The organism is Pseudomonas sp. WS 5412, from assembly GCF_012985615.1.
GTDB lineage: Bacteria > Pseudomonadota > Gammaproteobacteria > Pseudomonadales > Pseudomonadaceae > Aquipseudomonas > Aquipseudomonas shahriarae.
Map to the genome: position 1 here is coordinate 1 of NZ_JAARMB010000037.1, position 22,747 is coordinate 22,747.

The 22,747-nt window shown below is 62.0% G+C and carries 18 protein-coding genes; 13 read left to right on the forward strand and 5 right to left on the reverse strand.

The annotated features are described in order from the left end of the window. Positions 1–326: 326 nt before the first annotated feature. Positions 327–797, reverse strand: a complete 471-nt coding sequence (locus HBR94_RS27490) for a copper chaperone PCu(A)C (RefSeq protein ID WP_057438666.1) — start codon at positions 795–797, stop codon at positions 327–329. Continuing rightward, positions 797–1,402 (reverse strand): SCO family protein, encoded by a 606-nt coding sequence (locus HBR94_RS27495; RefSeq protein ID WP_170045858.1) that lies wholly within the window; start codon positions 1,400–1,402, stop codon positions 797–799. The genes HBR94_RS27490 and HBR94_RS27495 overlap by 1 nt, the downstream gene beginning before the upstream one ends. Before the next feature lie 329 nt (positions 1,403–1,731). Between HBR94_RS27495 and HBR94_RS27500 the strand changes: the two genes are divergently transcribed. The 3 genes from HBR94_RS27500 to hemN all read left to right on the forward strand — a co-directional run bounded on the left by HBR94_RS27500 (position 1,732) and on the right by hemN (position 4,966). Continuing rightward, complete coding sequence (locus HBR94_RS27500) at positions 1,732–2,175, forward strand: hypothetical protein (protein WP_057959857.1); 444 nt, start codon at positions 1,732–1,734, stop codon at positions 2,173–2,175. A 93-nt stretch (positions 2,176–2,268) separates the two neighbouring features. After that, on the forward strand, positions 2,269–3,594 hold the full coding sequence (locus HBR94_RS27505; RefSeq protein WP_170045859.1) for a coproporphyrinogen III oxidase: 1,326 nt from the start codon (positions 2,269–2,271) through the stop codon (positions 3,592–3,594). Next, entirely contained in the window at positions 3,581–4,966 is a 1,386-nt protein-coding gene (gene hemN / locus HBR94_RS27510; protein ID WP_262383436.1) for an oxygen-independent coproporphyrinogen III oxidase, read from the forward strand. Before HBR94_RS27505 ends, hemN begins: the two co-directional genes overlap by 14 nt. 63 nt (positions 4,967–5,029) lie before the next feature. On the opposite strand, the gene HBR94_RS27515 is transcribed toward hemN, so the two are convergent. The 3 genes from HBR94_RS27515 to HBR94_RS27525 are packed head-to-tail and all read right to left on the reverse strand — an operon-like array spanning position 5,030 to position 8,324. Further along, positions 5,030–5,875, reverse strand: a complete 846-nt coding sequence (locus HBR94_RS27515) for a metal-dependent hydrolase (protein ID WP_057959854.1) — start codon at positions 5,873–5,875, stop codon at positions 5,030–5,032. After that, the gene (locus HBR94_RS27520; protein WP_120732595.1) at positions 5,875–6,771 is read right to left on the reverse strand and encodes an SDR family NAD(P)-dependent oxidoreductase; all 897 of its coding nucleotides are present in this window, start codon (positions 6,769–6,771) and stop codon (positions 5,875–5,877) included. The genes HBR94_RS27515 and HBR94_RS27520 overlap by 1 nt, the downstream gene beginning before the upstream one ends. Then, the gene (locus HBR94_RS27525; protein WP_170045861.1) at positions 6,768–8,324 is read right to left on the reverse strand and encodes an NAD(P)/FAD-dependent oxidoreductase; all 1,557 of its coding nucleotides are present in this window, start codon (positions 8,322–8,324) and stop codon (positions 6,768–6,770) included. The genes HBR94_RS27520 and HBR94_RS27525 overlap by 4 nt, the downstream gene beginning before the upstream one ends. A gap of 299 nt (positions 8,325–8,623) precedes the next feature. On the opposite strand from HBR94_RS27525, the gene HBR94_RS27530 reads away from it, so the two are divergent. From HBR94_RS27530 to HBR94_RS27575, 10 genes are all read left to right on the forward strand, one after another. Next, complete coding sequence (locus HBR94_RS27530; RefSeq protein WP_057959851.1) at positions 8,624–9,622, forward strand: alpha/beta hydrolase; 999 nt, start codon at positions 8,624–8,626, stop codon at positions 9,620–9,622. A gap of 326 nt (positions 9,623–9,948) precedes the next feature. Beyond that, complete coding sequence (locus HBR94_RS27535; protein ID WP_057959850.1) at positions 9,949–11,226, forward strand: alkane 1-monooxygenase; 1,278 nt, start codon at positions 9,949–9,951, stop codon at positions 11,224–11,226. Between the two features lie 146 nt (positions 11,227–11,372). After that, a complete protein-coding gene (praA, locus tag HBR94_RS27540) occupies positions 11,373–11,867 on the forward strand; it encodes an alkane oxidation protein activator PraA (protein WP_057959849.1) in 495 nt (164 codons plus the stop codon). A 129-nt stretch (positions 11,868–11,996) separates the two neighbouring features. Next, positions 11,997–12,512: an alkane oxidation protein activator PraB gene (gene praB / locus HBR94_RS27545; RefSeq protein WP_143110369.1), complete on the forward strand. Its 516-nt coding sequence runs from the start codon at positions 11,997–11,999 to the stop codon at positions 12,510–12,512. A gap of 125 nt (positions 12,513–12,637) precedes the next feature. After that, the gene (locus tag HBR94_RS27550) at positions 12,638–14,080 is read left to right on the forward strand and encodes an outer membrane protein transport protein (protein ID WP_057959848.1); all 1,443 of its coding nucleotides are present in this window, start codon (positions 12,638–12,640) and stop codon (positions 14,078–14,080) included. Between the two features lie 295 nt (positions 14,081–14,375). Next, the gene (locus HBR94_RS27555) at positions 14,376–16,901 is read left to right on the forward strand and encodes an acyl-CoA dehydrogenase (protein WP_170045863.1); all 2,526 of its coding nucleotides are present in this window, start codon (positions 14,376–14,378) and stop codon (positions 16,899–16,901) included. 143 nt (positions 16,902–17,044) lie between these two features. After that, positions 17,045–18,388: a 3-oxoacyl-ACP reductase gene (locus HBR94_RS27560; RefSeq protein WP_170045864.1), complete on the forward strand. Its 1,344-nt coding sequence runs from the start codon at positions 17,045–17,047 to the stop codon at positions 18,386–18,388. 2 nt (positions 18,389–18,390) lie between these two features. Further along, entirely contained in the window at positions 18,391–19,293 is a 903-nt protein-coding gene (locus HBR94_RS27565; RefSeq protein ID WP_057438655.1) for a MaoC/PaaZ C-terminal domain-containing protein, read from the forward strand. Next, entirely contained in the window at positions 19,290–20,588 is a 1,299-nt protein-coding gene (locus HBR94_RS27570; protein WP_076964902.1) for an acetyl-CoA C-acetyltransferase, read from the forward strand. The genes HBR94_RS27565 and HBR94_RS27570 overlap by 4 nt, the downstream gene beginning before the upstream one ends. Positions 20,589–20,615: 27 nt before the next feature. After that, positions 20,616–22,319: an AMP-binding protein gene (locus tag HBR94_RS27575; protein WP_057438654.1), complete on the forward strand. Its 1,704-nt coding sequence runs from the start codon at positions 20,616–20,618 to the stop codon at positions 22,317–22,319. The last annotated feature ends 428 nt before the right edge of the window (positions 22,320–22,747 follow it).

Consider the following 22,747-nt stretch of genomic DNA (forward strand, 5'->3'; position numbering starts at 1 on the left):
AGGCGCCCCGTTAAACCACGCTGGCCGTCATCCGATTTTGATTTGGGGGGTAACCCGGCAGGACGCCGGGTTAGCCGCGCTGGGCCATCGATGGCCCATCGCGGCGGCCCCCCAAATCAATGTCGGATGACGGGCACACCGAGCCTAGGCGAGGTGCCGAGTGGTGGGGCAAGAGCCCTTTTGGTTACTTTTGGGGCTCTTTTCCAAAAGTGACCCGCCGTAAGGGCGGAACCAATAGCCGCCATAACCGCAGCAACGGATATGTACACATACCCAGAAGAGAATACTTATGGCCACCGCGAGCAAGCCAGCTCCCACCCTCAGGATCAATGGTTCATATGATGACCACCAGCACTGCCCAGGCTGCGGGCCGGCGCCTGGATTTCGAGGGTCTGCTTGTCACCCTTGGCATCTTCCACCGTCAGGGTCAGCGGCACCTGGTCGCCTTCCTTGATCTGGCCCGTCAGGCCCATCAGCATCACGTGATAACCCTCGGGATCAAGCTTCACCGCCTGGCCGGCCGGCAGTGCCACGGCATCCACCGGGCCCATGCGCATGACGTCGTCTTTCATGCTCATCTCATGAATCTGCACTTCCTTGGCCACCGGCGACTTGACGCTCAGCAGCTTGCTGTCGCTGTCGGCGGTGAGGGTCATGAATGCCCCGCTCGAATGCTGCCCCGGTACGGTGGCGCGAGCCCAGGCATCGCTGACCTGGACCTGGGCGCTGGCGTGGGCGGCGAGGCCCAGCAGGGAAAGGCCGAGGGCGATGCGCTTGAGGGTGTGGACAGCAGTCATTAGCAGACCTCCATGACGGTGAGCAGGTCTTCTGCGCACTCTTTGGCGTTAAGGGATGCCGACAGGCCCAGGCGCAGGTTGCTGCGGGTGTCGAACACAAAACTGGTGGCGGTGTGGGACAGGGTGTAGGTGTCGCCTGCGGGGATCTTTTCATAAAAGATCCCGAACTCCTTGGCGGCCACGGCGATTTCTTCCGGCGTGCCGTAGAGCGCTTCGAAGCTGGGGTCGAAGGCCTTGACGTAGGCGTCGAGCACTTCGGGCGTATCGCGTTCCGGGTCCAGGGTGATAAAGATCACCTGCGTGATTTCGCCGTCGCGGCCCATCAGCTTCTTGGCCTGGGCCATGCGCGCCAGGGTGGTGGGGCACACGGCCGGGCACTGGGTGAACCCGAAGAACACCACCGGCATCAAGCCGCGAAACGAAGTCAGGGTCACGGTTTCGCCGGCGGTATTCTTGAGCTTGAACGTGCGGCCCATGATCTTGTTGCTCAGATCCTTGCCGTACTTGAAATTCAGCTTGGGGCCGGTGTCACAGCCGCTCAGCAGGCCCAGGCCCAGCAGGCCCATACCGGTGAGGACCTTGCGGCGGGTGAGTAACGTATTCATGAAGTGGGCGTCCCGTGAAGCGCCTGACGGCTGCGCATAACAGGTCAGTCAGGCTTTGAAAAGCGGTGAACAAGCAGGGTGGGTAGTCTACCGGTGTTGATCACGCTTGATAATCTGCGACGTTCTGCCACAGGGGCGGTCGCCACCTTACCAGCCAAGGGGGCGATTGCGTCTGTGGCACACTGTCGCAGACGCCTTGAAACGCCCGGCGTACAAGGCTTTGGACAAATGTTTCAACGATTATCAGGGCCCTTGACCCGCATCAAGGCAGCGTCCCCCCGGCCTGGGGCACAGTCACGCCATACGGACCGGCCCACTGTGAGGCGCTGATGCTCTATCTCCTGTTTCTGCTGGCCCATCTGTTCGCGGCGCTGATGTTTATCGGCACGGTGTTCTTTGAAGTACTGATCCTCGCCAGCGTGCACAAGCAACTGCCGGCCCGCGTCATGCTGCTGGTGGAGCAGGGCATCGGCAACCGTGCCAGGGCCTTGATGCCATGGGTGCTGCTGGTGCTGTTCGGCGCGGGTATCGGCATGGTCTGGTTGCGCTATCTGCCGGTGCTGGCGGCGCCATCGAGTTCGGCATTCGGCGCCTTGCTGACCCTCAAGTTGATCCTCGCCGCCAGTGTGCTGATGCATTTTTTGCTGACGGTGTGGCTGATGCGGCGTGGGCGGGTCAGCGCGGCCTATTTGCGCTTCGTTCATCTGAGCCTGTTCTGCCATATGGTCGCCATTGTGTTGCTGGCCAAAAGCATGTTCTACATCACCTGGTAACCCCCCTCGTATTCCCTGGCCTTGATGCATATCAAGGTGCGCTGTCCGGTCGCACCGCACAATGACCCACCGTAGCCAGACCCGGAGGCCGTCATGCTCACTGTCATTCATCCCGCCCGCGAGTGGCGCCTGCGCCGTGACCAAAGCGTGCTGGACCAGGGCCAGGTCGACATCGGCAAATTTCATACGGGGATCGGCTCCCTCGACCTGTTGCGCGCCATGCGCAGCAGTCGCCAGCGCCAACGCCCCTTGGCGCTGAACCTGCAATGGCCGGCGGGCCTGGTGGCCGATGACTACCTGGACGCGCTGGAGCAGGAAATCCACCTGGTCGGTTGCCACGTGGGTGGGCGCCAGCCGGTGGATCAATTCCATCTGGGCGGCGCTACCCCGGCGATGGCCGACCTGCAGCGGTTGATGGCGCACCTGCGCAGTCGCCTGCATTTTCTCGAGCATGACCAGGGTGACTACAGCCTCGACCTCGACCCGCTGCACACCGACTGGGCGACCATGGGCCGCCTGCGTGAACTGGGCTTCAATCACATCAATATCGGCGTGTCGGATGCCAGTAGCGACGTCACACCTTCGGTGGCCGGCTATCAAGACCCGGCGCCCATCCAGTCGCTGATCGACGCGGCGCGCACCCTGGGTTTTAGCTCGGTGAATGTCGACCTCGGGTATGGCCACGCCTGGCAGACCTGCGACAGCTTTGCAGCCAAGCTGGCCAGCCTGATCGCCCTCGAGCCGGACCGCCTGCAAGTGTTCGACTATGCCCAGGCCCCCCGGCGCTACCAGCAGCAACGGGCGCGGGCGCTGTCGTCGAATGCCGACAAGTGCGCGATGCGCGCGATCGCCTTCCAGCACCTGGAAGCTGCCGGTTATCACTACATTGGCCTGGGCCAGTTCGTACGCCCTGACGATGACCTGGCGCTGGCCCAGGAACACGGACGCCTGAGCCGCAATTGCCAGGGCTTTACTCGTCACGGTTACTGCGACCATATCGGCTTTGGCCTGGGCGCCATCAGCCAGCTCGACAACCTGTATGCGCAAAACACCGACGACCTGGCGCGCTATCGTCAGCAGTTGGACAGCGACCTGTTGCCCACCGCCCGCGGCTGGCGCTGCGAGGCGGGCGATCAGATCCGTCAGCATGTCATGGAGCGCCTGGCCTGTGACCTGGAGTTGGATATCCAGGCGCTGGAGCGCCGTTATGGTGTGATTTTTTCTCGCTATTTTTCGGCGATCTGGCCGCTGCTGGAGCACCTGCACCAGGACGGCCTGATCGACTTGTCCGAGCGCTTCCTCTGTGTGCTGCCTGCGGGCCGGCAGCGGGTCGAAGCCCTCTGCGCGCTGTTTGACCGGGCAGGCAGCGCGGTTCCCCCTTGCTCCAACGATGAGACCATCGACCATGAAAGCGTTTGAGTTCAACCGGGCCCTGGTGCAGAAATACGACCGCCCGGGGCCGCGCTACACCTCGTACCCGACGGCGCCGCAGTTTCATTCGGCGTTTGCCCTGGATGACTACCGGCAGGCAGTAGCGGCCAGCAACCAGGGGGCGGCCCCCAAGGCGTTGTCGGTATACATCCATATACCGTTCTGCCAGAGCCTTTGTTACTACTGCGGTTGCCACAAGATCATCACGCGCAAGCCCCATCGCGCCGTGGAGTACCTGAGCTACCTCAAGCGCGAAATCCAGATGCAGGCCGCGCTGTTCGACCGCACGCGGCCCCTGACCCAGTTGCATCTGGGGGGCGGTACGCCGACCTATCTGGACGATGCGCAACTGGCCGAGTTGATGGCAAGCCTGGCGCAGGGCTTCAGCCTGGATACCAGCGACAACCATGAGTTTTCCATTGAGGTCGACCCGCGCACCATCAGCGTGGAACGCATCCATAACCTGCGCGGGCTGGGCTTCAATCGCCTGAGTTTTGGTGTGCAGGACTTTGATGCCGATGTGCAGGCGGCGGTCAATCGCGTGCAGAGCGAAGAGCAGATTGTGCAGTTGGTCGCGGCCGCCCGGCAGGCACGCTTCAAGTCCATCAGCGTGGACCTGATCTACGGCCTGCCATTGCAGACCGTGGCCAGTTTCGACGTGACCCTGGGCAAGCTGATTGCCCTGCGCCCGGACCGTGTGGCGGCCTACAGCTACGCGCATTTGCCCACGCAAATCCGCGCCCAGCGCATGATCCGCCCCGAAGACATGCCACCGCCGGAGCGCAAGCTGGAGCTGCTGGAGTTGACCATTCGCCGGCTGACCGAAGCGGGTTATGTGTACATCGGCATGGACCACTTTGCCTTGCCCGACGACGAACTGGCCCTGGCCCGGGCCAATGGCACCTTGCAGCGCAATTTCCAGGGCTACTCGACCCATGCCGATTGCGACCTGATCGGGCTGGGCGTGTCGGCCATCGGCAAGGTGGGCGACAGCTACAGCCAGAGCGTCAAGGAGTTGTCCCAGTACTACGCGCGGATCGACGCCGGGTTGTTGCCGGTGCAGCGCGGCTACCGCCTGAACGCCGATGACGTGTTGCGCCGGGATGTGATCAACGGCCTGATGTGCCATGGGCGCATTGACTTTGCCGGGGTCGAGGCGGGGCATGCGATCCGCTTTACCGAATACTTTGCCCAGGCGTTGTCACAGTTGGATGAGCAAGTGGCGGATGGTTTGCTGCATGTCGAGGACGGTGGGGTGCAGTTGCTACCCCAGGGGCAACTGATGGTGCGCAGCGTGGCGATGGCGTTTGATGCGTACCTGGGTGGGCAGCAGAAGGGGCAGTTTTCCCGCACGGTCTGACCACCGAATCCACCCTTGTGGCGAGGGGACAAGCCCCCTCGCCACAGCCCCCCTCACTACGGCTCAGGTATAGGCGCCTGCCGCGCCGTTGGTGCGCTCAATCTCTTCCACCAGCTTATCAATCCCCTCCAAGCGTGCCCGGTTGTCGTGATCCCACGGATGAAACCCTGGCTTGAAATAATGCAGCCACGGCCGCGCCATGCGCGGGAACACGCCCTTGGGCCCGTAGAGAAACTTCAGCATCCGCCAGAAACCTTTCAGATGCCCGCCCGCGCGGCGGTCGGCGATCAGCAGGCGCAGGTGGAAATCAAACACCACCAGCCAGAAAAACACCGTGGTGAACAGCATGGTCCCGGTGCGCAGCAGATAGCGCTTGGGCCCTGGTTTGATCACGCTGTTCCACACATCAAAGGCCACGGCCTTGTGCTCGGTTTCTTCGAGGGCGTGCCAGTACCACATCTGTTGGTAGCCTTTGAGCGAATCACCAAAACGCGTGGGGTCGCTGAGCAGGATTTCCGCGAGCATCGCCGTGTAGTGTTCCAGGGCGATGGTCACCGCCAGGTTGAAGGACGGCGGCAAGTGCTTCTTTTGCAGGTCGAGCATAAATTTCAAGCGGCGGTCCAGCAGGTGGGCCGGCAGCCCGGCGGCTTGCAGCAGCTCGTTGTAGGCCACGTGCTCGCGGCTGTGCATGGCCTCCTGGCCGATAAAACCCTGGATCTCCTTTTTCAACGCCGGGTCGTCGATGCGCTGGCGATAGTGGCGCACGCTGTCCATGAAGAACAATTCGCCCTGGGGAAACAGCAACGACAGGGCATTGAAAAAGTGCGTGATGAACGGGCCTTGCTCGTGCCAGTCCTTGATGCGTTCGGCAGGCAGGGTAAAACGCAGGTCGCGGCGAATGGGCAGCATTATGGCGACTCCTGTTCAGAGAGGGGGGAGGGTGGCAGGGCCTTGCGCTGTTTCGGTGCCATGCGCCGGCTGGCGAACACCACCAGCCCTTGATAGGCCGCCGGCAGCCAGCGCGCGAGCAGGTCCAGGGCGTAGGCGTCGCGGCCGATCAGCACGCGGCGCTTGTTCTTGCGCACGCCCTGCAGGATGACCTTGGCGGCCTGGTCGGCGTCGGTGATAAACAGTTTTTCGAAGTCGGCGCGGGCCTGTTGTTCGCTGTGGATCAGGAACCCGGTCATGTTCGCGTCGATCCGGCTGCTGCGGCAGATGTCGGTGCGGATCCCACCGGGATGCACGCAGGTGGCCGAGACGCCGCTGCGTTGCAAATCCAGCTCCTGGCGCAGGGACTCGGTAAAGCCGCGCACCGCGAACTTGGTGGCGTTGTAGCCGCTCATGCCGGGCTGGGCGAACAGGCCGAACACGCTGGAGGTGTTGACCACATGCCCCTCGCCGCTGGCCTTGAGGTAGGGCAGAAAGGCCTTGGTGCCGTAGACCACGCCCCAGAAATTAATGCCGACGATCCACTCCAGGTCGGCGTAGTCCACACCTTCCACGGTGCTCGACAGGGCCACCCCGGCATTGTTGAAAATCAAATTCACCTGGCCGTGTTCTGCCGCGCAACTGGCGGCCCAATCCTCCATGGCCTGGCGGTCGGCAACATCCACCTCCCTTGACGTCACGCGGATCGGCGCCAGGCTGCTGCGCTGGATCAGCTCCACGGTTTGTTGCAGGCCGGTCTGGTTCTTGTCCGCCAGGGCCAGGTGACAACCCTCGCGCGCCAGGGCCAGGGCCAAGGCGCGGCCCATACCGGACGCGGCACCGGTGATGGCCGCCACGCGGCCATTGAATGACTTCATGACAGGCTTCCTTCTGCGGTGGCATGGGGTGGCGCAACGGGGCGCGGTGTGGCGCCGGTCAATAGTGGCGTGACCTGATAATCGCGCAGGGCGAACTGGCGGGTGACCTGTTTGAAGCGCCAGGTCGAGCCGGGCCACAACGTCGTATTTTTGCCGGTGCGTGGGTCGAGGTACCAACTGCGGCAGCCGCCGGTGTTCCAGATAGTGCGCTGGAGTTTTGCCTGGATTTGCTGGTTGTAGGCGCTTTCCACGGCTGGCTTGACCTCGACCGTGGCGATTTGCTGGCGGCGCATCTGTTGCAGGGCATCGAGGATGTAGGTGACCTGTGCCTCGATCATCAGAATCATCGAGTTGTGGCCCAGCCCGGTGTTGGGCCCGACGATCAGGAACAGGTTCGGATAGCCCGGCACGGTGGTGCCCTTGTACGCATGGGCGCCATCGCGCCAGGCCTCCATCAGGTCAATGCCGCCGCGCCCGATGATGCAGTCGCGGGGCAGGGGATCGGTAGCCTGGAACCCGGTGCCGAAGATCAGGCAGTCCGCCGGGTGCTTGATGCCATCGGCGGTGACGACCCCGTCGGCCTCGATTCGCAGTACAGCGTCGGTGACCACTGCGACATTGCTGCGTGACAGCGCTGGGTAGTAGTCGTTGGAGATCAGTACGCGCTTGCAGCCGATGGTGTAGTCCGGCCGCAGGACTTTGCGCAGGGAAGGGCGCGCCACTTGTTTGTGCAGATGGCGCACGGCGATTTTCTGCACCACTTTCATCAGGCGCGGGTGCAGCGCAAAGCCCACCACCCGACCTTCCAGGGCCCAGTAGAAAGCCCCGCGCACCAGGCGCTGGGTGAATGGCAGATGCTTGAACACCCAGCGCTCAAAACCTGAAATGGGGCGGTCCGGCTTGGGCATGATCCACGGCGGGGTGCGCTGGAACAGGTCCAGGTGCGCCACTTGGGGGGCGATACGCGGCACGAACTGGATCGCACTGGCGCCGGTGCCAATCACCGCCACACGCTTGCCCTTGAGTGAATAGTCGTGGTCCCAGTGCTGGGAGTGAAAGCGCTTGCCCTTGAAACTGTCCAACCCCGGAATATCCGGCAGTGCCGGGCGGGACAGTCCCCCCATCCCCGACACCAGTACCCGTGCACTGACGCGGCGGCCATTGCTGAACTGCAATTGCCAGCGTTGCAGTTGCTCGTCGAACACCGCCTGTTGCAGGCCCATGCCAAAACGCAGGTACGGCGCCAACTCAAAGCGCTGTGCGCAATGTTCCAGGTAGGCACGGATTTCCGCCTGGGGGGCGAACTGGCGGGTCCAGTCGGGGTTGGGCGCAAAGGAAAACGAATAGACGTGGGATTGCACATCACAGGCGCAGCCCGGGTAGTGGTTGTCGCGCCAGGTGCCGCCCAGGGAGTCGGCCTGTTCGGCAATAAAGAAGTCGTCGAGCCCGGCTTGCTTGAGTTTGATCGCCATGCACAGGCCGGCGAAGCCTGAGCCAATGATTGCGATATCGACGCAATCTGCCGTGCCGCTTGGCTGGGTAGAGGCATTCATAGGGTGTCCCTCGTGGGCTGTGGGCGCCTTACGGGTGTTGACATCGGATGTGCTCCTTTTTTGTTTTGGCTTTTAGATAGAACACCATTGCAAAGAAAAATTGTATTTATTATTTTAAAAAAGATTTTAAATAATCTACCTGAAAATGTCGTCTACGCTAGACCCTTGTCCTTTATGTGCGATTTGTCCGACGGACGAACGCTTGACGCGCGCAGTTGAAGTCCAGGGTGTGGACGATGGCTGAGGTCTTGACCAATACCGGTCAGATCGCCAGCAGCAGGGAAGCAGAGGACCGAGCTATGGCTGTCGAATGGGTTGTCGCTGCGGGTGTGTTTATGGCTGCCAGTGCGGCGTTATGGGGCTTGAGTGCCTGGATGACGCGCCGTATCGAAGCGGCTGTTCCAAGTAACGGGCGCTTTCTGGAAGTGGATGGCGAGCGCTTTCATTATGTAGACGAGGGCAAGGGCCCGCCGCTGGTGATGATCCACGGCCTGATGGGCAGCAGTCGTAACCTGACCTATGCCTTGGCCGCACAACTGCGCGAGCACTTTCGGGTGATCACCCTGGACCGACCCGGCTCAGGCTATTCCACCCGCCGCAAAGGCACCGGTGCCGACCTGCCAAGCCAGGCCCGGCAAGTGGCGACCTTTATCCAGACCCTGGACCTGGGCCAGCCCCTGGTGCTGGGGCATTCCCTGGGCGGGGCGATCTCCCTGGCCCTGGCCCTGGACCATCCCCATGCGGTGTCCGGGTTGGTGCTGGTGGCACCCCTGACCCATCCCCAGCGCATGCTCCCCCTGGTGTTTCTGTCGTTGGCGGTGCGCCCGGCCTGGCTGCGGCGCTGGGTGTCGCGCACGCTGACGGTGCCCATCGGCATGCTCACCAGTGGTGCGGTGGTCAAGGGCGTGTTCGCTCCCGACCCGGCGCCGGCCGACTTCGCCACCCGTGGCGGCGGCCTGCTGGGGATGCGCCCCGATAACTTCTATGCCGCTTCCACCGAAATCAGTCTGGTCAACGATTACCTGCCCGAGATGGTCAAACGCTACCCGCAACTGCGCCTGCCCATCGGCCTGATCTATGGCTCGCGGGACAAGGTGCTGGACTTTCGCAAGCACGGCCAGGCCCTGGCAGACAAGGTGCCAGGGCTGAAGCTGCAGCTGGTCGAAGGCCGTGGCCATATGCTGCCAATCACCGCCACCGAGCGCGTGGCGGCACTGGTCGAGCAGGTGGCCAAGCGCAGCAAGCCGGTGGCAAGCGCCACGGTGTTGCACCCGCCGTTTGCGCTGGCGAGTAAATAATCGTGAACCCCACGGCGTGGTCGAAAGTCGCTAACGCTTGCCCTAGACACCTGACCGAACGGATGAAAAAGAGACTGGCCGGTCACGTAAAAAAGGCCCCGAAAAAGTAGTTGACGACCTATCGATTCCGCGCTATTTATTTAAAAAAATATTTCAATATTTATTTTGAAATGATTTTTGAAATGCCTAAGAGCGAATAAAATAATGAAAAAAACGCCTTTTATCGCATGGTTTGTTTCAAGTGGCCTTCAGTGCCGCCTGAACCGCTTTTCTGCCTCTTTTGCTTCGCTCTCACTCTCTGCCGCGCAGTGCGCCCGGAGGTTGCCATGAATCAGACCCTGGCCGCCCCCCACGTCTGGACCGACGGCAAGCGCCACCTGTGGTGGCTCGGCATCATGCCTCTGGCGACCCCGCTGCTGTCCGGCGCCCTGGCCATCACTACCGGCGTACAACAACTGTGGTGGGTCGGTGTACTGGTGATTTTCGGCCTGATCCCGCTGATCGACGGCCTGCTCGGCGAAGACGTCAGCAACCCACCGGAATCCGCTGTCAGCGGCCTTGAATCGCAGAAGTACTACCGCTGGATCGTCTACACCGGGGTGCTGTTCGTTATTTCCTCGGTGGTGATCACCGGTTGGCTGGCCGTCAGCGGCATCGACTGGATGATCAGCGGCGGGCTGCTGCAACTCACCGCCTCCCTCGATCCTTCGAGCTGGATGGCGCAAACCGCCAGCTTCCTGACGGCCCGGGTGCAGTTGCACGGTGAGGTCAGTGGGTTTACCTACCTGGGCATGGCCATGTCCACCGGCGCTGCCACCGGTATCGCGATCAACACCGCCCATGAACTGGGGCACAAGCCGCGCCTGCTGGAGATTGTGCTGGCGAAGATCACCCTGGCGCCGACCTTCTACGGGCACTTCTACACCGAACACAACCGTGGCCATCACGTACGCGTTGCCACCCCGGAAGATCCGGCCAGCTCGCGACTGGGGGAGAGCTTCTGGGCCTTCCTGCCGCGCTCGGTGTGGTTCAGTGCGCGCTCGGCCTGGAACCTGGAGCGCGAACGCTTGCGCAAGCTCGGCCTGCCGGCGTGGCACTGGAAGAACGGCGTACTCAGCGCCTGGATGTACAGCGTGGTGTTGTGGGGCGCGATGATCGCCTGGCTGGGCATGGCGGTGATTCCCTTCCTGTTGATCCAGGGCATCTACGGCTTCTCGTTGCTGGAAGTGGTGAACTATGTCGAGCACTACGGGCTTAAACGCCAGAAGTTGCCTAACGGCCGTTATGAACGGTGTTCGCCGCGCCACTCGTGGAACAGTAACCGTATTGTCACCAATATCTTTCTGTTCCAGTTGCAGCGCCACTCTGATCATCACGCCAACCCGACTCGCAGTTATCAGTCGTTGCGCCACTTTGATGAATCGCCGCAACTGCCGTATGGCTACGCCAGTATGATTGTCTGGGCCTATATCCCTTACTTATGGCGCCGGCGTATGGATCACCGGGTACTACGGCATTATTCGGGGGATGTCACCCTGGCCAATATCCAGCCATCCAAACGCTTGAAGATACTGGAGAAGTACGGCAAGACCAGCACCTTCTAATGTGAATTAACTGTTGTAGGGCGCACTCGGGATCTGTGTATCGCGCAGGTTTTCATCGCCCACGGTTTGCCGGTTTCGAGTGCTGCTTAGTTGCAAGAAAGTTGTTTGACCCTAACAAAAATAAAATCAAGGGAAGGACGTACACCATGCAAACACCTGCCAAGTTCACTGCGCATATCGTGCTCGCTGCACTGGGGCTTATTGCCTATCACCAGGCCCAGGCCGCCCGTATCGAACCCGCCGGCAGCGCCTTCACTGCCCAGGGCCCCATCAGCTTTTCCAAGGGCGCGCTGATCAGCGCCGACTGCACCATCAAGGTGGCCGGCAAGGTCGCGGCCGATGGTTCGCAAGTCAATGTCGACAAGGTCGAGTTCGACGGTGGCCTCAAGTGCAGCCGCGTCGAAGCCATCAACCTGCCGTGGATATTGGTGGCCAAGGATGCCAGGAGCGGCTCCATGTCGAAGATCAGCGTCGATGTACACGCCTTTGGCCTGGGCGGCAAGTGTGGCCCGTCCACTGCCGAAGGCACCTGGGATAACGCCACCGGCAAGTTGGAAGCGGTCAATGTGCCGATTGGCGAAGACTGCAAGATCAAGACCGTGTCGATCAAGATGCCGCCGACGTTCAAAGTCGTCGAGTAAACCCCCGAATTTGTAGCGGTAAATGAATTGAAATTTGGCTGGAAAGGGAAGTTCTGCTGTTTCTCCGTGACCTCTCGATCATGGCCATTACCCCGGCGAAATGACTCGCCATACATGTGAGGAAAAATAATGAAAAGTTTGAAAACCCTCGTTTGTGTAAGTTCGTTTGCTCTGTGCTTTGGCGTGGCTTCGATGGCCAGTGCGGCGTCTTTTAGTCCAATTGGAGCGACGTTTACTACAGGGGCGACTGGGAGCATTGTTGTTAAATCACCTTCGTCGTTTCAGCAGCCCGTAACATGTAAGGCTGTATTCGAAGGCAAGGTGCGCCCTGATGGTAAGGCAGATATCACCAAAGTAACTATCTCTCCAGGATCAAGCGTGCTGTGCAACCTACCCAATATCACTGGTTTGCCTTGGTTGCTGGAAGCCACCAGCACAAGTGCCGGTAAAGCTTACAACGTTGGTTACACGATCACTTCGTTCCCTCCAACCAACTGCGGCCCTACGGCTATCGATGTAGCGCTGGCCTCAACCCCAGCTCCGTCTCCAAGTATCACTCTTGCTGCGACCAACCAGCCGCTTAGCGGCAGTTGCACGGTGGTGACACTGAACGTAGGCGCTACCGGCGTCACCATTGTTCCTTGATGCCGGGACTTCGGAAATAGGCTTGATCACCCGGTGAAAAACAGGTGCCTCGTCAGAGGCATCTGTTGAGGTAAAGCCGTTCGGTCCAACCGGCTGTGACAAATAAAAACAATAAGGAGTGACGCATGAATAATATGAAGCAGCAGGCCCAGGCGTTGTTAGGCCTGGCATTGTTGGGCGGGCTGATCGCCTCAGCGGGAACCGTTCAGGCGGGTGGTTTCATGACGCCAACCGCAAACACTGCTGGTTGGGGCCGGGCGTTTGGTGGGGGGTCGATGTTCAAGAACGACCCGTCATCGGCGTACAACAACCCTGCTGCCATGGCTTTCATTGACAAGACCATTTCGCAGTTCACCATCAACTACGCAAACATCGACATCAAATACAAAGGGTCGGCGTATGACTACGCTGGCAATCCGACGTCCAACACGGTCTATGATCCCAATACTGGCGAGTTAACATCGACACCTCGCACCGGTAATGGCGGTCAAGGCGGCTTCGAAGCGTGGGTACCCACTGGCTTCATGGTGATCCCGATCAACGATCGTTTTGCCTTTGGTTTGAGCCAAGTGGTGCCGATGGGCGCGCGCACAACCTGGGATGAGGATTGGAAAGGTCGCGACTTCGCGGTGGACACCCGCATCGAAACCGTGGGCCTGACCGGCTCCCTGTCGTTCAAGGTTAATGATGAGTTTTCCATCGGTGGTGGTGCGATTCTCCAGCACACCAAAGGCTTTGTGAGCCAGAACGTCGATCTGTATGCCGCTGCTGCGCAGTCGCCGGACTTCGGGATGATTCCGTTCCCGGCCGGCCAGGGCTTCGCCTTGATGCGGGTCAAAGTCGACAATAACTCCCTGGGTTGGTTTGCGGGGATGACCTGGAAACCCACGGCGCAGGACACCCTGGGCTTGAACTATCACGCCAAGATCAAGAACAAGCTGGAGGGCAAGTACAACATGTACGCCGATCCAGGCTCGGAAGGGCTGATGACCACCCCGGTGGTCGACGGTAAAACCCTGGTCGAGTTGGCTTACCCTGGGCTGAAACTGTATCCGGGCGGTGCCAATGCCTCCACGCAACTGGATATCCCTGCCAACGCGTCCCTGGACTGGGTACACGACTTCTCTGACCGCCTGACCCTGGGCGCCAGTGTGACCTGGACCCAATGGTCCTCCTTCGAGGCGCTGACCTTGAAGTCCAATGGCAGCACCATCGTGTCGATCCCGTACAAGTACAAGAACACCTGGATGTATTCGTTCGGCGGTGACTACAAACTCACGGATGACTTTACCGTGCGTGCCGGTGTGGCCTTCGACCAGACCCCAACCCGCAACTCCACCCGTGACCCGCGTATCCCGGATGGGGATCGCACCTTCGCTTCCCTGGGCTTTGGCTACAACATCCGCGCCATTCCGGGCCTGAGCATCGACGGCGCGTATTCCCGCCAGTTTGTGGAGACCGTCAAGCTCAAGACCAAGAACGTTGACCGTCTTGGCGCAGCGTCGCTGGATGGCAAATCCGAGGCCAAGGGCGAAGTGGTCAGCCTGTCGGCTACCTACGCCTTCTGACTTGGGGTTGTATCTGCGTAGTGCCTGGGTAAACGCGTAGTCAGCGCATCTTTCTACTGCGTTTACCCGGTGCTCCACCTGTGGGGCGCCCACGCGACCCCTGGTGATTTCCTTCTCCCTTTAACACTTCGGCTGACGCGTTCGGCCGAGAATTATTTCGCAAAGACATTAAATAAAATTTTCAAAACAAAATTTGAATTTGGCTTTTCAAGTTTGTAGTGTGGTGATCAGTCGCAGGCCGTACCGACCTGCTGCTGTGCGTGCCGTGCCCTGAATAATAAGTAGAGGTATCTCCATGGTTATCTGGTTATTGGCGGGACTCGCTGTGGCGACTGCCCTGGCGTATCGACAAGCGGCAGCCACCCTGTGGCTGGGTGCTGGCCTGGCCTGGTTGGCGGGCGGCTATCTGTTCAATGTGGTTGCAGGGTTTGGCCTGAGCGTTGCGGCGTTGCTGGTGGTGGTACCGGCGCTGCTGATGAGCATCAAGCCCCTGCGTCGCACACTGTTGACCAGCAGGGCCCTGGGCCTGTTTCGCACGATCATGCCGGCCATGTCCGACACTGAACGCGCGGCTATCGAGTCCGGCACCGTGTGGTGGGACGCCGAGTTGTTCAGCGGCAAACCCAATTGGCCGCGCCTGCTGCAAGCCGCGCCGGCACGCTTGAGCGCCGAAGAGCAGGCCTTTCTCGACAACGAAGTAGAAACCCTCTGCGACATGGCCAACGACTGGGAAACCACCCAGGTCTGGCAGGACCTGTCGCCCGAAGGCTGGCAGTACACCAAGGACGCCGGCTTCCTCGGCATGATCATTCCCAAGCAATATGGCGGCAAAGGCTTCTCCCACTATGCCCATTCGCAAGTGGTGATGAAGCTGTCGACCCGTTGCTCGGCGGCAGCGATTTCGGTGATGGTCCCCAACTCCCTGGGCCCCGCCGAACTGTTGCTGCATTACGGCACCGACGCCCAGCGCAATTACTACCTGCCGCGCCTGGCCCGTGGCGAAGACATCCCGTGCTTTGCCCTGACCAGCCCCTATGCCGGCTCCGACGCCGGGGCGATTCCCGACCTGGGCATCGTCTGCAAGGGCATGCATGAAGGCCAGGAAGTGCTGGGCTTCAGCGTGACCTGGGACAAGCGCTATATCACCCTCGGCCCCATCGCCACGGTGCTCGGCCTGGCCTTTCGCGCCGAAGACCCTGACGGCCTGCTGGGCCAGCCCGGTTCGCTGGGCATCACCTGCGCGTTGATCCCCACTTCCCATCCCGGGGTGAACAGTGGTCGCCGCCATTGGCCCCTCAATGCGGTGTTCCAGAACGGCCCGACCACCGGCAAGGACGTGTTTATCCCCCTGGAGTGGGTGATCGGCGGCCGCGAGCAAGTGGGCAACGGTTGGCGCATGCTGATGGAATGCCTGGCCGCCGGGCGCGCGATTTCCCTGCCGTCGGCTAACGTCGGCCTGGGCAAGGTGGCGGTACGCGGTACCACGGCCTACGCGGCGATGCGCAAGCAGTTCGGCCTGCCGATTGGCAAGTTTGAAGGGGTGCAGGCGCCCCTGGCACGTATGGCCGGGCACCTGTATGCCTGCGATGCGGTACGTAAAGTGTCGGTGGCGTCGTTGGATGCCGGCGAGAAACCCTCGGTTATCTCGGCAATTGCCAAATACCACGTCACCGAGCGTGCGCGGATCATCGTCAACGATGGCATGGACATCGTCGCCGGCAAGGGCATCTGCATGGGGCCCAACAACTTCCTGGCCCGTGCCTATCAACAAAGCCCCATCGCGATCACGGTGGAAGGCGCGAATATCATGACCCGCTGCCTGATCATCTACGGTCAGGGCCTGATCCGTTGCCACCCCTACGTGTTCCGAGAAATGGAAGCGGCGCGCAACACTGATAATCGCCAGGCGTTGCTCGAGTTCGACAGCGCCATGTTCGGTCACCTGAGTTTTGTGCTGGCCAACACCGTACGTGCGGCAGTGCATTCCCTGACAGGCGGACGGCTGATTGGCGTACCGGCCAAGACGGATCCGGCGCTGGCGTCCTACTACCGCCAGGCCAATCGGCTGTCGGTGGTGCTGGCGTTGATTTCCGATATTTCCATGGGCGTGCTGGGCGGCGCGCTCAAGCGCAAGGAAAGCCTCACCGGGCGCCTGGGCGATATTCTGTCCCAGCTCTACATCCTGTCCTGCGTGCTCAAACGCTTTGAGGACGATGGCCGGCCCCAGGCCGACCTGCCGTTGGTGCATTGGTCGGCTCAGGATGCCTTGTTGCGGGCCCATGAAGCCCTGGCCGAGGTGCTCGACAATTATCCTTCGACGCCGGCTGCGGCAGTGATGCGTGGCTTGAGCTTCCCGTTCGGCATTCCCCAGCGCAAACCCTCCGACCGCCTGCTGGCCCAGGTGGCCGAGCTGGTGCAGATCCCGGGCGAAAGCCGCGACCGTTTGCTGGCCAATTCCTACATCCCGCGTCCGGAAGTCGACAAGCTAGCCTATGGCGAACTGGCGTTCCGCCTGCTACCCCAGGTGGAGTTGATCGAAGGGCGGCTCAAGGCGGCGGTCAAGCAAGGCACCCTCGGCCCGATGCCGATCAGCAGCACGGCCTTTACCGCCTGGCGCATCAAGGCCCGCGCCCTGGATTTGATCAGCGCCGACGAAGACGCCTTGCTGGCGCGCTATGTGGAATACGCCGATCACGGCATCCAGGTGGACGACTTCCCACAGGACTTCGGGTTGCTGGAGGCCTTGCAAAAGCGCCAGCAAACGTTGGAGCAAGCGGCCAAACCCAGCAGCAGAAAACGTGAAAACGCCCCGGTGAACTAGAAACGAGCGCGCTCAACGGGGGAGCGGGCTTGCCTGTGATAGCGGTGTATCTGCGCCACAGATGCAATCGGATCCACCGCCATCGCAGGCAAGCCAGCTCCCACAAGGGGTTGGATTTGCAGGTCAGGAAAACGGATTGATTTATGAGCGACAGCTACCTTTCTTTTGTTAATTCTGCCTGGGGCCGTCGTCTGGCCCAGGCTATCGGCTTGCCGCAACCCTTGGCCCTGCAACGTCACCGCAGCGGCCAGCAGGGCCTGGCCAACCCGGTGATTATCGCTGGGGCAGGGCGCCTGGCGGACGAAGTGCGGCGCCTCTTCAAGGCCACCGACACTGTGCCGGCCCAGGCCGCCACGCTCAAGGCGCCGTCCACGGTCAAGGTCCAGGGCGCGGTGTTTGATGCCAGCGCCGTGGTCGACCTCAAGCAACTGGACGAACTCTACGAATTTTTCCACGCCAACGCCCGGCGCCTGGGGCCGCACGCGCGGGTGGTGGTGCTGGGCACCGCGCCCGAACACTGCCAGGACTTGCCCCAGGCCATCGCCCAGCGAGCCCTGGAGGGCTTGGTGCGATCCTTGGCCAAGGAGCTGCGGCGGGCGATCACCGTGCAGTTGATCTATGTCGCGCCGGGTGCCGAGCAGTCCCTGGACAGCAGCCTGCGCTTCTTCCTGTCGCGGCGTTCGGCCTATGTCTCGGGGCAGGTGGTGCGCCTGGAAAAACCGGTCGATGCCGCCCCCGCCATCAACTGGGACAAACCCTTCAGCGGCCGCCGCGCCCTGGTCACTGGGGCCTCCCGTGGCATCGGCCTGGCCATCGCCCAGGTGCTGGCGCGTGACGGCGCGCACGTGGTGTGCGTGGATGTGCCGCAAGCGCTGCCCTCCCTGGAGCAGGCGGTCAGCAGCGTCGGCGGCCAGGCCTGGGCGCTGGACATCACCGGCGCCGATGCGCAGCAGCAGTTGCAGGCCTATGTGGCCGAGCATGGCGCGTTTGATGTGGTGGTGCACAACGCCGGGATCACCCGCGACAAGACCATCGCCAAGATGACCGAAACCGCCTGGCGCAGTGTGCTGGCGGTCAACCTTGAAGCGCCGTTGCAGTTGAGTGAAGCCTTGTTGCAAGGGCAGGGGCTCAAGGCCGGTGGGCGGATTGTGTGCGTGTCGTCGATCTCCGGGATCGCCGGCAACCTGGGGCAAAGCAATTACGCCACCTCCAAGGCCGGGGTGATTGGCCTGGTGCAGGGCCTGGCGCCAGTGGCGGCGTCGCAGCAGGTCACGGTCAACGGCGTGGCGCCGGGGTTTATCGAGACCCAGATGACCGCGAAAATCCCGCTGATGATTCGCGAAGCGGGGCGGCGCATGAACTCCCTGTCCCAGGGCGGGCAACCCATCGACGTCGCCGAAACCATCGCCTGGCTGGCGCACCCGGCTTCGGGCGGGGTCAACGGCCAGGTGGTGCGCGTGTGCGGCCAAAGCCTGTTGGGAGCCTGAGCATGGACGACGTGACGCAGATTATCGACCCGCCACCGTCGCGCAATCGCCTGCTGCTGGACGGCCTGTTGGCGATGCGCAAACCCAGGCTGGAAGGCGCCCCCACGTTGCCCCGGGAGCGCCTGGTGCGCTCGGCGGTGGAGTTGAGCGCCCATGCTATTGCGGCTTATGGCCGGGCCTGTGGCTTTCGGCGCGAGCAAGGGGTGCCTCTGTCCTACCCCCATGTGCTGGCGTTCCCCTTGCACTTGATGTTGCTGACGCGCCCGAGCTTTCCGTACCCGGCCAGCGGCATGGTGCATCTGGCCAATCGCATTCGCCAACATCGACGCCTGCAGGAAGGTCAGGCCCTGCGCCTGGAAGTGTTTGCCGAGCGCTGGGTGGCCCATGCCAAGGGCCAGGCGTTGAGTATTGCCACCCACGCTTACAGCGCGGGCGAGTTGGTGTGGCAAAGCGAAAGCCTGTACCTGCGTCGCGATGTCGCCAACCCGGTGGGCGAGCCATGGGGCGACAGCCTGGCATTGCCCGAAGAGGGCGTGCGGCGCACCCAGCGTTGGGTGTTGCCAGCGGACCTGGGGCGGCGTTTTGCCAAGGTGTCGGGGGATTTCAACCCGATCCATACCTCGTTGATCGGCGCGCGGCTGTTCGGTTTTCGCCGGGCCATCGCCCATGGCATGTGGACCCTGGGCCGCGCCCTGGCCGCCCAGCAACCCCCAGGCGGGCTGGACGTGGCCGAGGCCCATTGCGATTTCAAGTTGCCGATCTTCCTGCCCGGCCAGGTCGCCCTGTGGAATGCCCCGGCAGACGGCCCGCGTCGTGCATTCGAGGTGCGCAATCCGGCCGGGGATAAACCCCATATGCGTGGCCTGTTTATCTGGACCTCGCGTTTTGATGAGAGTCGTTCATGAGTGACTACAGCTTCAGCCCCGCCCCGACGCGCCGCGTGGCGATTGTCGGCGGCAACCGCATTCCGTTTGCCCGCTCCAACACGGTGTACGCCCACGACAGCAACCAGGATTTGCTGGTGGCCGCGCTGCAAGGCCTGGTGGACCGCTACAACCTCCACGGCCTGCGCCTGGGCGAGTTCGCCGCTGGCGCGGTGATCAAGCACTCGCGGGACTTCAACTTGGCCCGCGAGTCGCTGCTGTCCACCACCCTGTCCGCCGAGACCCCGGCCTACGACCTGCAGCAAGCGTGCGGCACCGGCTTGGAGGCGGCGTTGCTGGTGGCCAATAAAATCGCCCTCGGCCAGATTGACGTGGGGGTTGCCGGGGGCGCCGATACCACCTCAGACGCGCCCATCGGCATCAACGAATCCCTGCGCCGCACGCTGCTGGCGGCCAACCGCGCCAAGGGCAGCGGCAACAAGTTGCGCAGCCTGTTGCAGGTGCGCCCCTCGATGTTTTTCAAGCCGCTGCTGCCGCGTAATGGCGAGCCGCGTACCGGCTTGTCCATGGGCGAGCACTGCGAAGAAATGGCCAAGCGCTGGCAGATCAAGCGCCTGGCCCAGGACGAACTGACCCTGACCAGCCACCAGCGCCTCGACGCGGCCTATAAAAACGGCTTCTTCGACGACCTGATCAGCCCCTATCGCGGCCTGTCTCGCGACAACAACCTGCGCGCCGATGCCAGCCTGGAGAAGCTCGCCAGCCTGTCCCCGGCCTACGATCGGCAGAACGGCACCCTCACGGCCGGTAACTCCACGCCGCTGACCGATGGCGCCTCGGTGGTGCTGCTGGCCAGCGAGGAGTGGGCCGCCGCTCGTGGCCTGCCGGTGCTGGCCTACCTGCGTACCGGCGAGACCGCCGCGGTGAACTTCGTCGACGGCAGCGAAGGCTTGCTGATGGCCCCGGCTTACGCCGTGCCCCGCATGCTCGCACGCGAAAACCTGAGTTTTGCCGATTTCGATTTCTTCGAGATCCACGAAGCCTTCGCCGCCCAGGTGCTGTGCACCCTCAAGGCCTGGGAAGATGCCGATTACTGCCGTGAGCGCCTGGGGCTGGAGGCGCCACTGGGGGCTATCGACCGCGCCAGGATGAACGTCAATGGCGGCTCGCTCGGTTGCGGTCATCCCTTTGCCGCCACCGGTGGCCGCCAGTTGGCGGCGCTGGCCAAGGCCATTCACCTGCGCGGTGGCGGACGCGGTTTGATTTCCATCTGTGCCGCCGGCGGCCTGGGCATTACCGCCATCATTGAAAAGTAGCCGTACAACAACAATAAGGAGACTGCGATGAACGCTGTAAGCCTGGACCAAACCGAACGTATCTGGCTGAACGCTTATCTGCCTGGGGTGCCCAGCGACATCGACGCCGGCATCGAGGACTACCCGTCGTTGCGCGAGGTGTTTCTCGAACATTTGCACAAATACCGCGACCGCGTGGCCTACGTCAGCATCGGCACCGAAATGACCTACGCCACCTGGCAGGCCCAGGGCATCGCCTTTGCCGCCTGGCTGCAGGCCCAGGGCGTGCGCAAGGGCGATCGCGTGGCGTTGATGATGCCCAACTGCTTGCAGTATCCGATCTGTCTGTTGGGCACCATCCTTGCCGGTGCGGTGGTGGTCAACGTCAACCCTTTGTACACCTCCCACGAACTCAAGCACCTGCTCAAGGACAGCGGCGCCGAGACCGTGGTGATCTTCGAGAACTTCGCGCACACCCTGGAAAAAGTTGTGGCCGGCAGCACGGTCAAGCGCGTGGTCATTGCGGCCATCGGCGACCTGCTCGGCACCTTCAAGGGCGCGGCGATGAACTTCATCCTGCGCCGAGTGCAGAAGCAGGTGCCGGCCTACAACCTGCCGGGTGCGCTGCGTTTCAACCAGACGCTCAAGCAGGGCCGGGGCCTGACCCATACGCCGGTGCCGCTGGCGCGTGAAGAACTGGCGTTCCTGCAATACACCGGCGGCACCACCGGCGATGCCAAGGGCGTGATGCTCAGCCACCGCAATATCATCGCCAACCTGTTGCAGGCCAAGGCGTGGGTGGGCGATCAACTGGACCAGAACCAGCAGGAAACCAACGTCACGTTGTTGCCGCTGTACCACATCTTTTCCCTGACCGTGAATTGCCTGATGTTCATGTGCCTGGGCGGGCGCAATATCCTGATCGCCAACCCACGGGACGTGAAGCGGGTGCAGATGATCCTGCGCAAGGAGCGTTTCAACGGCATTGCCGGGGTCAACACGTTGTTCAACGGCTTGCTGGAGAACGCAGAGTTCCGTGCCCGGGACTTTTCCGACCTGCGCCTGGTCATCGCCGGCGGCATGGCCACGCACACCGCGGTGGCCAAGCGCTGGAAGGAAGTCACCGGGCTGCCGATCATCGAGGGTTACGGCCTGACGGAGTGCTCGCCGGTGGTGAGCATCAGCCCTATCGACATCTCGCGCATGCGCGAGATGGAATTTACCGGCAGCATCGGCGTGCCACTGCCATCGACCTGGGTGCGCTTTATCCGCGAGGACGGTGAACTCGCCGACATCGGTGAACCGGGTGAATTGCAGGTGCGCGGCCCGCAGGTGATGCAGGGCTACTGGCAGCGCCCCAAGGAAACCGCCGAAGTGCTGGATGCCGAGGGCTGGCTGTCCACCGGGGATATCGGGGTGATGAATGAACAGGGCTTCATCCGCCTGGTGGATCGCAAGAAGGACATGATCCTGGTGTCGGGTTTCAACGTGTACCCCAATGAAATCGAAGACGTGGTGGCGTTGCACCCGGGCGTTGCGGAAGTGGCGGCGATTGGCGTGGAGGATGGGGTGACCGGAGAGAAGGTGAAGATTGTCGTGGTGCGTCGCGACCCCAGCCTGACCCAGGAGCAGCTGTTGGCACATTGCCGGGAATACCTGACGGGGTACAAAGTGCCGAAGTTTGTCGAGTTTCGCGTCGAGGAATTGCCCAAGACTACGGTGGGCAAGGTCCTGCGCCGCGCATTGCGCTGACTTGATGCGGTCTAATGGGGGAGCGGGCTTGCCCGCGATGACGGAGTGCTAGTCAGTACAATTGCTGACTGACAGTCTGCCATTGCGGCATGATTAGCTACACAACTCTCTTTTCGGTATGTGTACATATCCGTTGCTGCGGTAACGGCCACTTAGGGTTCCGCCCTTACGGCGGCTCACTTTGGAAGAGCGCCAAAGTAAGCAAAGCGCTCTTGCCCCACCACTCGGTGCCTCGCCTAGGCTCGGCATGCCCGCAGTCAGGCATTGCTCCGTGGGCCCGCCGCGATCGGCCATCCATGGCCGTGTCGCGGCTACCCCGGCATCCATGCCGGGGTGCCCACTGCGCAATACCTGCCTGCGGCCATCGTGGTTTAACGGGGCGCCTGAGATCAAGATCAAAAGCCAGATCAAAAGCAGAGCAACAGCAA

Coding starts and splice junctions, on each gene's coding strand:
- HBR94_RS27555 (WP_170045863.1), top strand. CDS start 14,376: ATGGTTATCTGGTTATTGGCGGGACTCGCTGTGGCGACTGCCCTGGCG.
- HBR94_RS27570 (WP_076964902.1), top strand. CDS start 19,290: ATGAGTGACTACAGCTTCAGCCCCGCCCCGACGCGCCGCGTGGCGATT.
- HBR94_RS27525 (WP_170045861.1), bottom strand. CDS start 8,324: ATGAATGCCTCTACCCAGCCAAGCGGCACGGCAGATTGCGTCGATATC.
- praA (WP_057959849.1), top strand. CDS start 11,373: ATGCAAACACCTGCCAAGTTCACTGCGCATATCGTGCTCGCTGCACTG.
- HBR94_RS27530 (WP_057959851.1), top strand. CDS start 8,624: ATGGCTGTCGAATGGGTTGTCGCTGCGGGTGTGTTTATGGCTGCCAGT.
- praB (WP_143110369.1), top strand. CDS start 11,997: ATGAAAAGTTTGAAAACCCTCGTTTGTGTAAGTTCGTTTGCTCTGTGC.
- hemN (WP_262383436.1), top strand. CDS start 3,581: ATGAAAGCGTTTGAGTTCAACCGGGCCCTGGTGCAGAAATACGACCGC.
- HBR94_RS27550 (WP_057959848.1), top strand. CDS start 12,638: ATGAATAATATGAAGCAGCAGGCCCAGGCGTTGTTAGGCCTGGCATTG.
- HBR94_RS27565 (WP_057438655.1), top strand. CDS start 18,391: ATGGACGACGTGACGCAGATTATCGACCCGCCACCGTCGCGCAATCGC.
- HBR94_RS27575 (WP_057438654.1), top strand. CDS start 20,616: ATGAACGCTGTAAGCCTGGACCAAACCGAACGTATCTGGCTGAACGCT.
- HBR94_RS27535 (WP_057959850.1), top strand. CDS start 9,949: ATGAATCAGACCCTGGCCGCCCCCCACGTCTGGACCGACGGCAAGCGC.
- HBR94_RS27520 (WP_120732595.1), bottom strand. CDS start 6,771: ATGAAGTCATTCAATGGCCGCGTGGCGGCCATCACCGGTGCCGCGTCC.
- HBR94_RS27560 (WP_170045864.1), top strand. CDS start 17,045: ATGAGCGACAGCTACCTTTCTTTTGTTAATTCTGCCTGGGGCCGTCGT.
- HBR94_RS27515 (WP_057959854.1), bottom strand. CDS start 5,875: ATGCTGCCCATTCGCCGCGACCTGCGTTTTACCCTGCCTGCCGAACGC.
- HBR94_RS27505 (WP_170045859.1), top strand. CDS start 2,269: ATGCTCACTGTCATTCATCCCGCCCGCGAGTGGCGCCTGCGCCGTGAC.
- HBR94_RS27490 (WP_057438666.1), bottom strand. CDS start 797: ATGACTGCTGTCCACACCCTCAAGCGCATCGCCCTCGGCCTTTCCCTG.
- HBR94_RS27500 (WP_057959857.1), top strand. CDS start 1,732: ATGCTCTATCTCCTGTTTCTGCTGGCCCATCTGTTCGCGGCGCTGATG.
- HBR94_RS27495 (WP_170045858.1), bottom strand. CDS start 1,402: ATGAATACGTTACTCACCCGCCGCAAGGTCCTCACCGGTATGGGCCTG.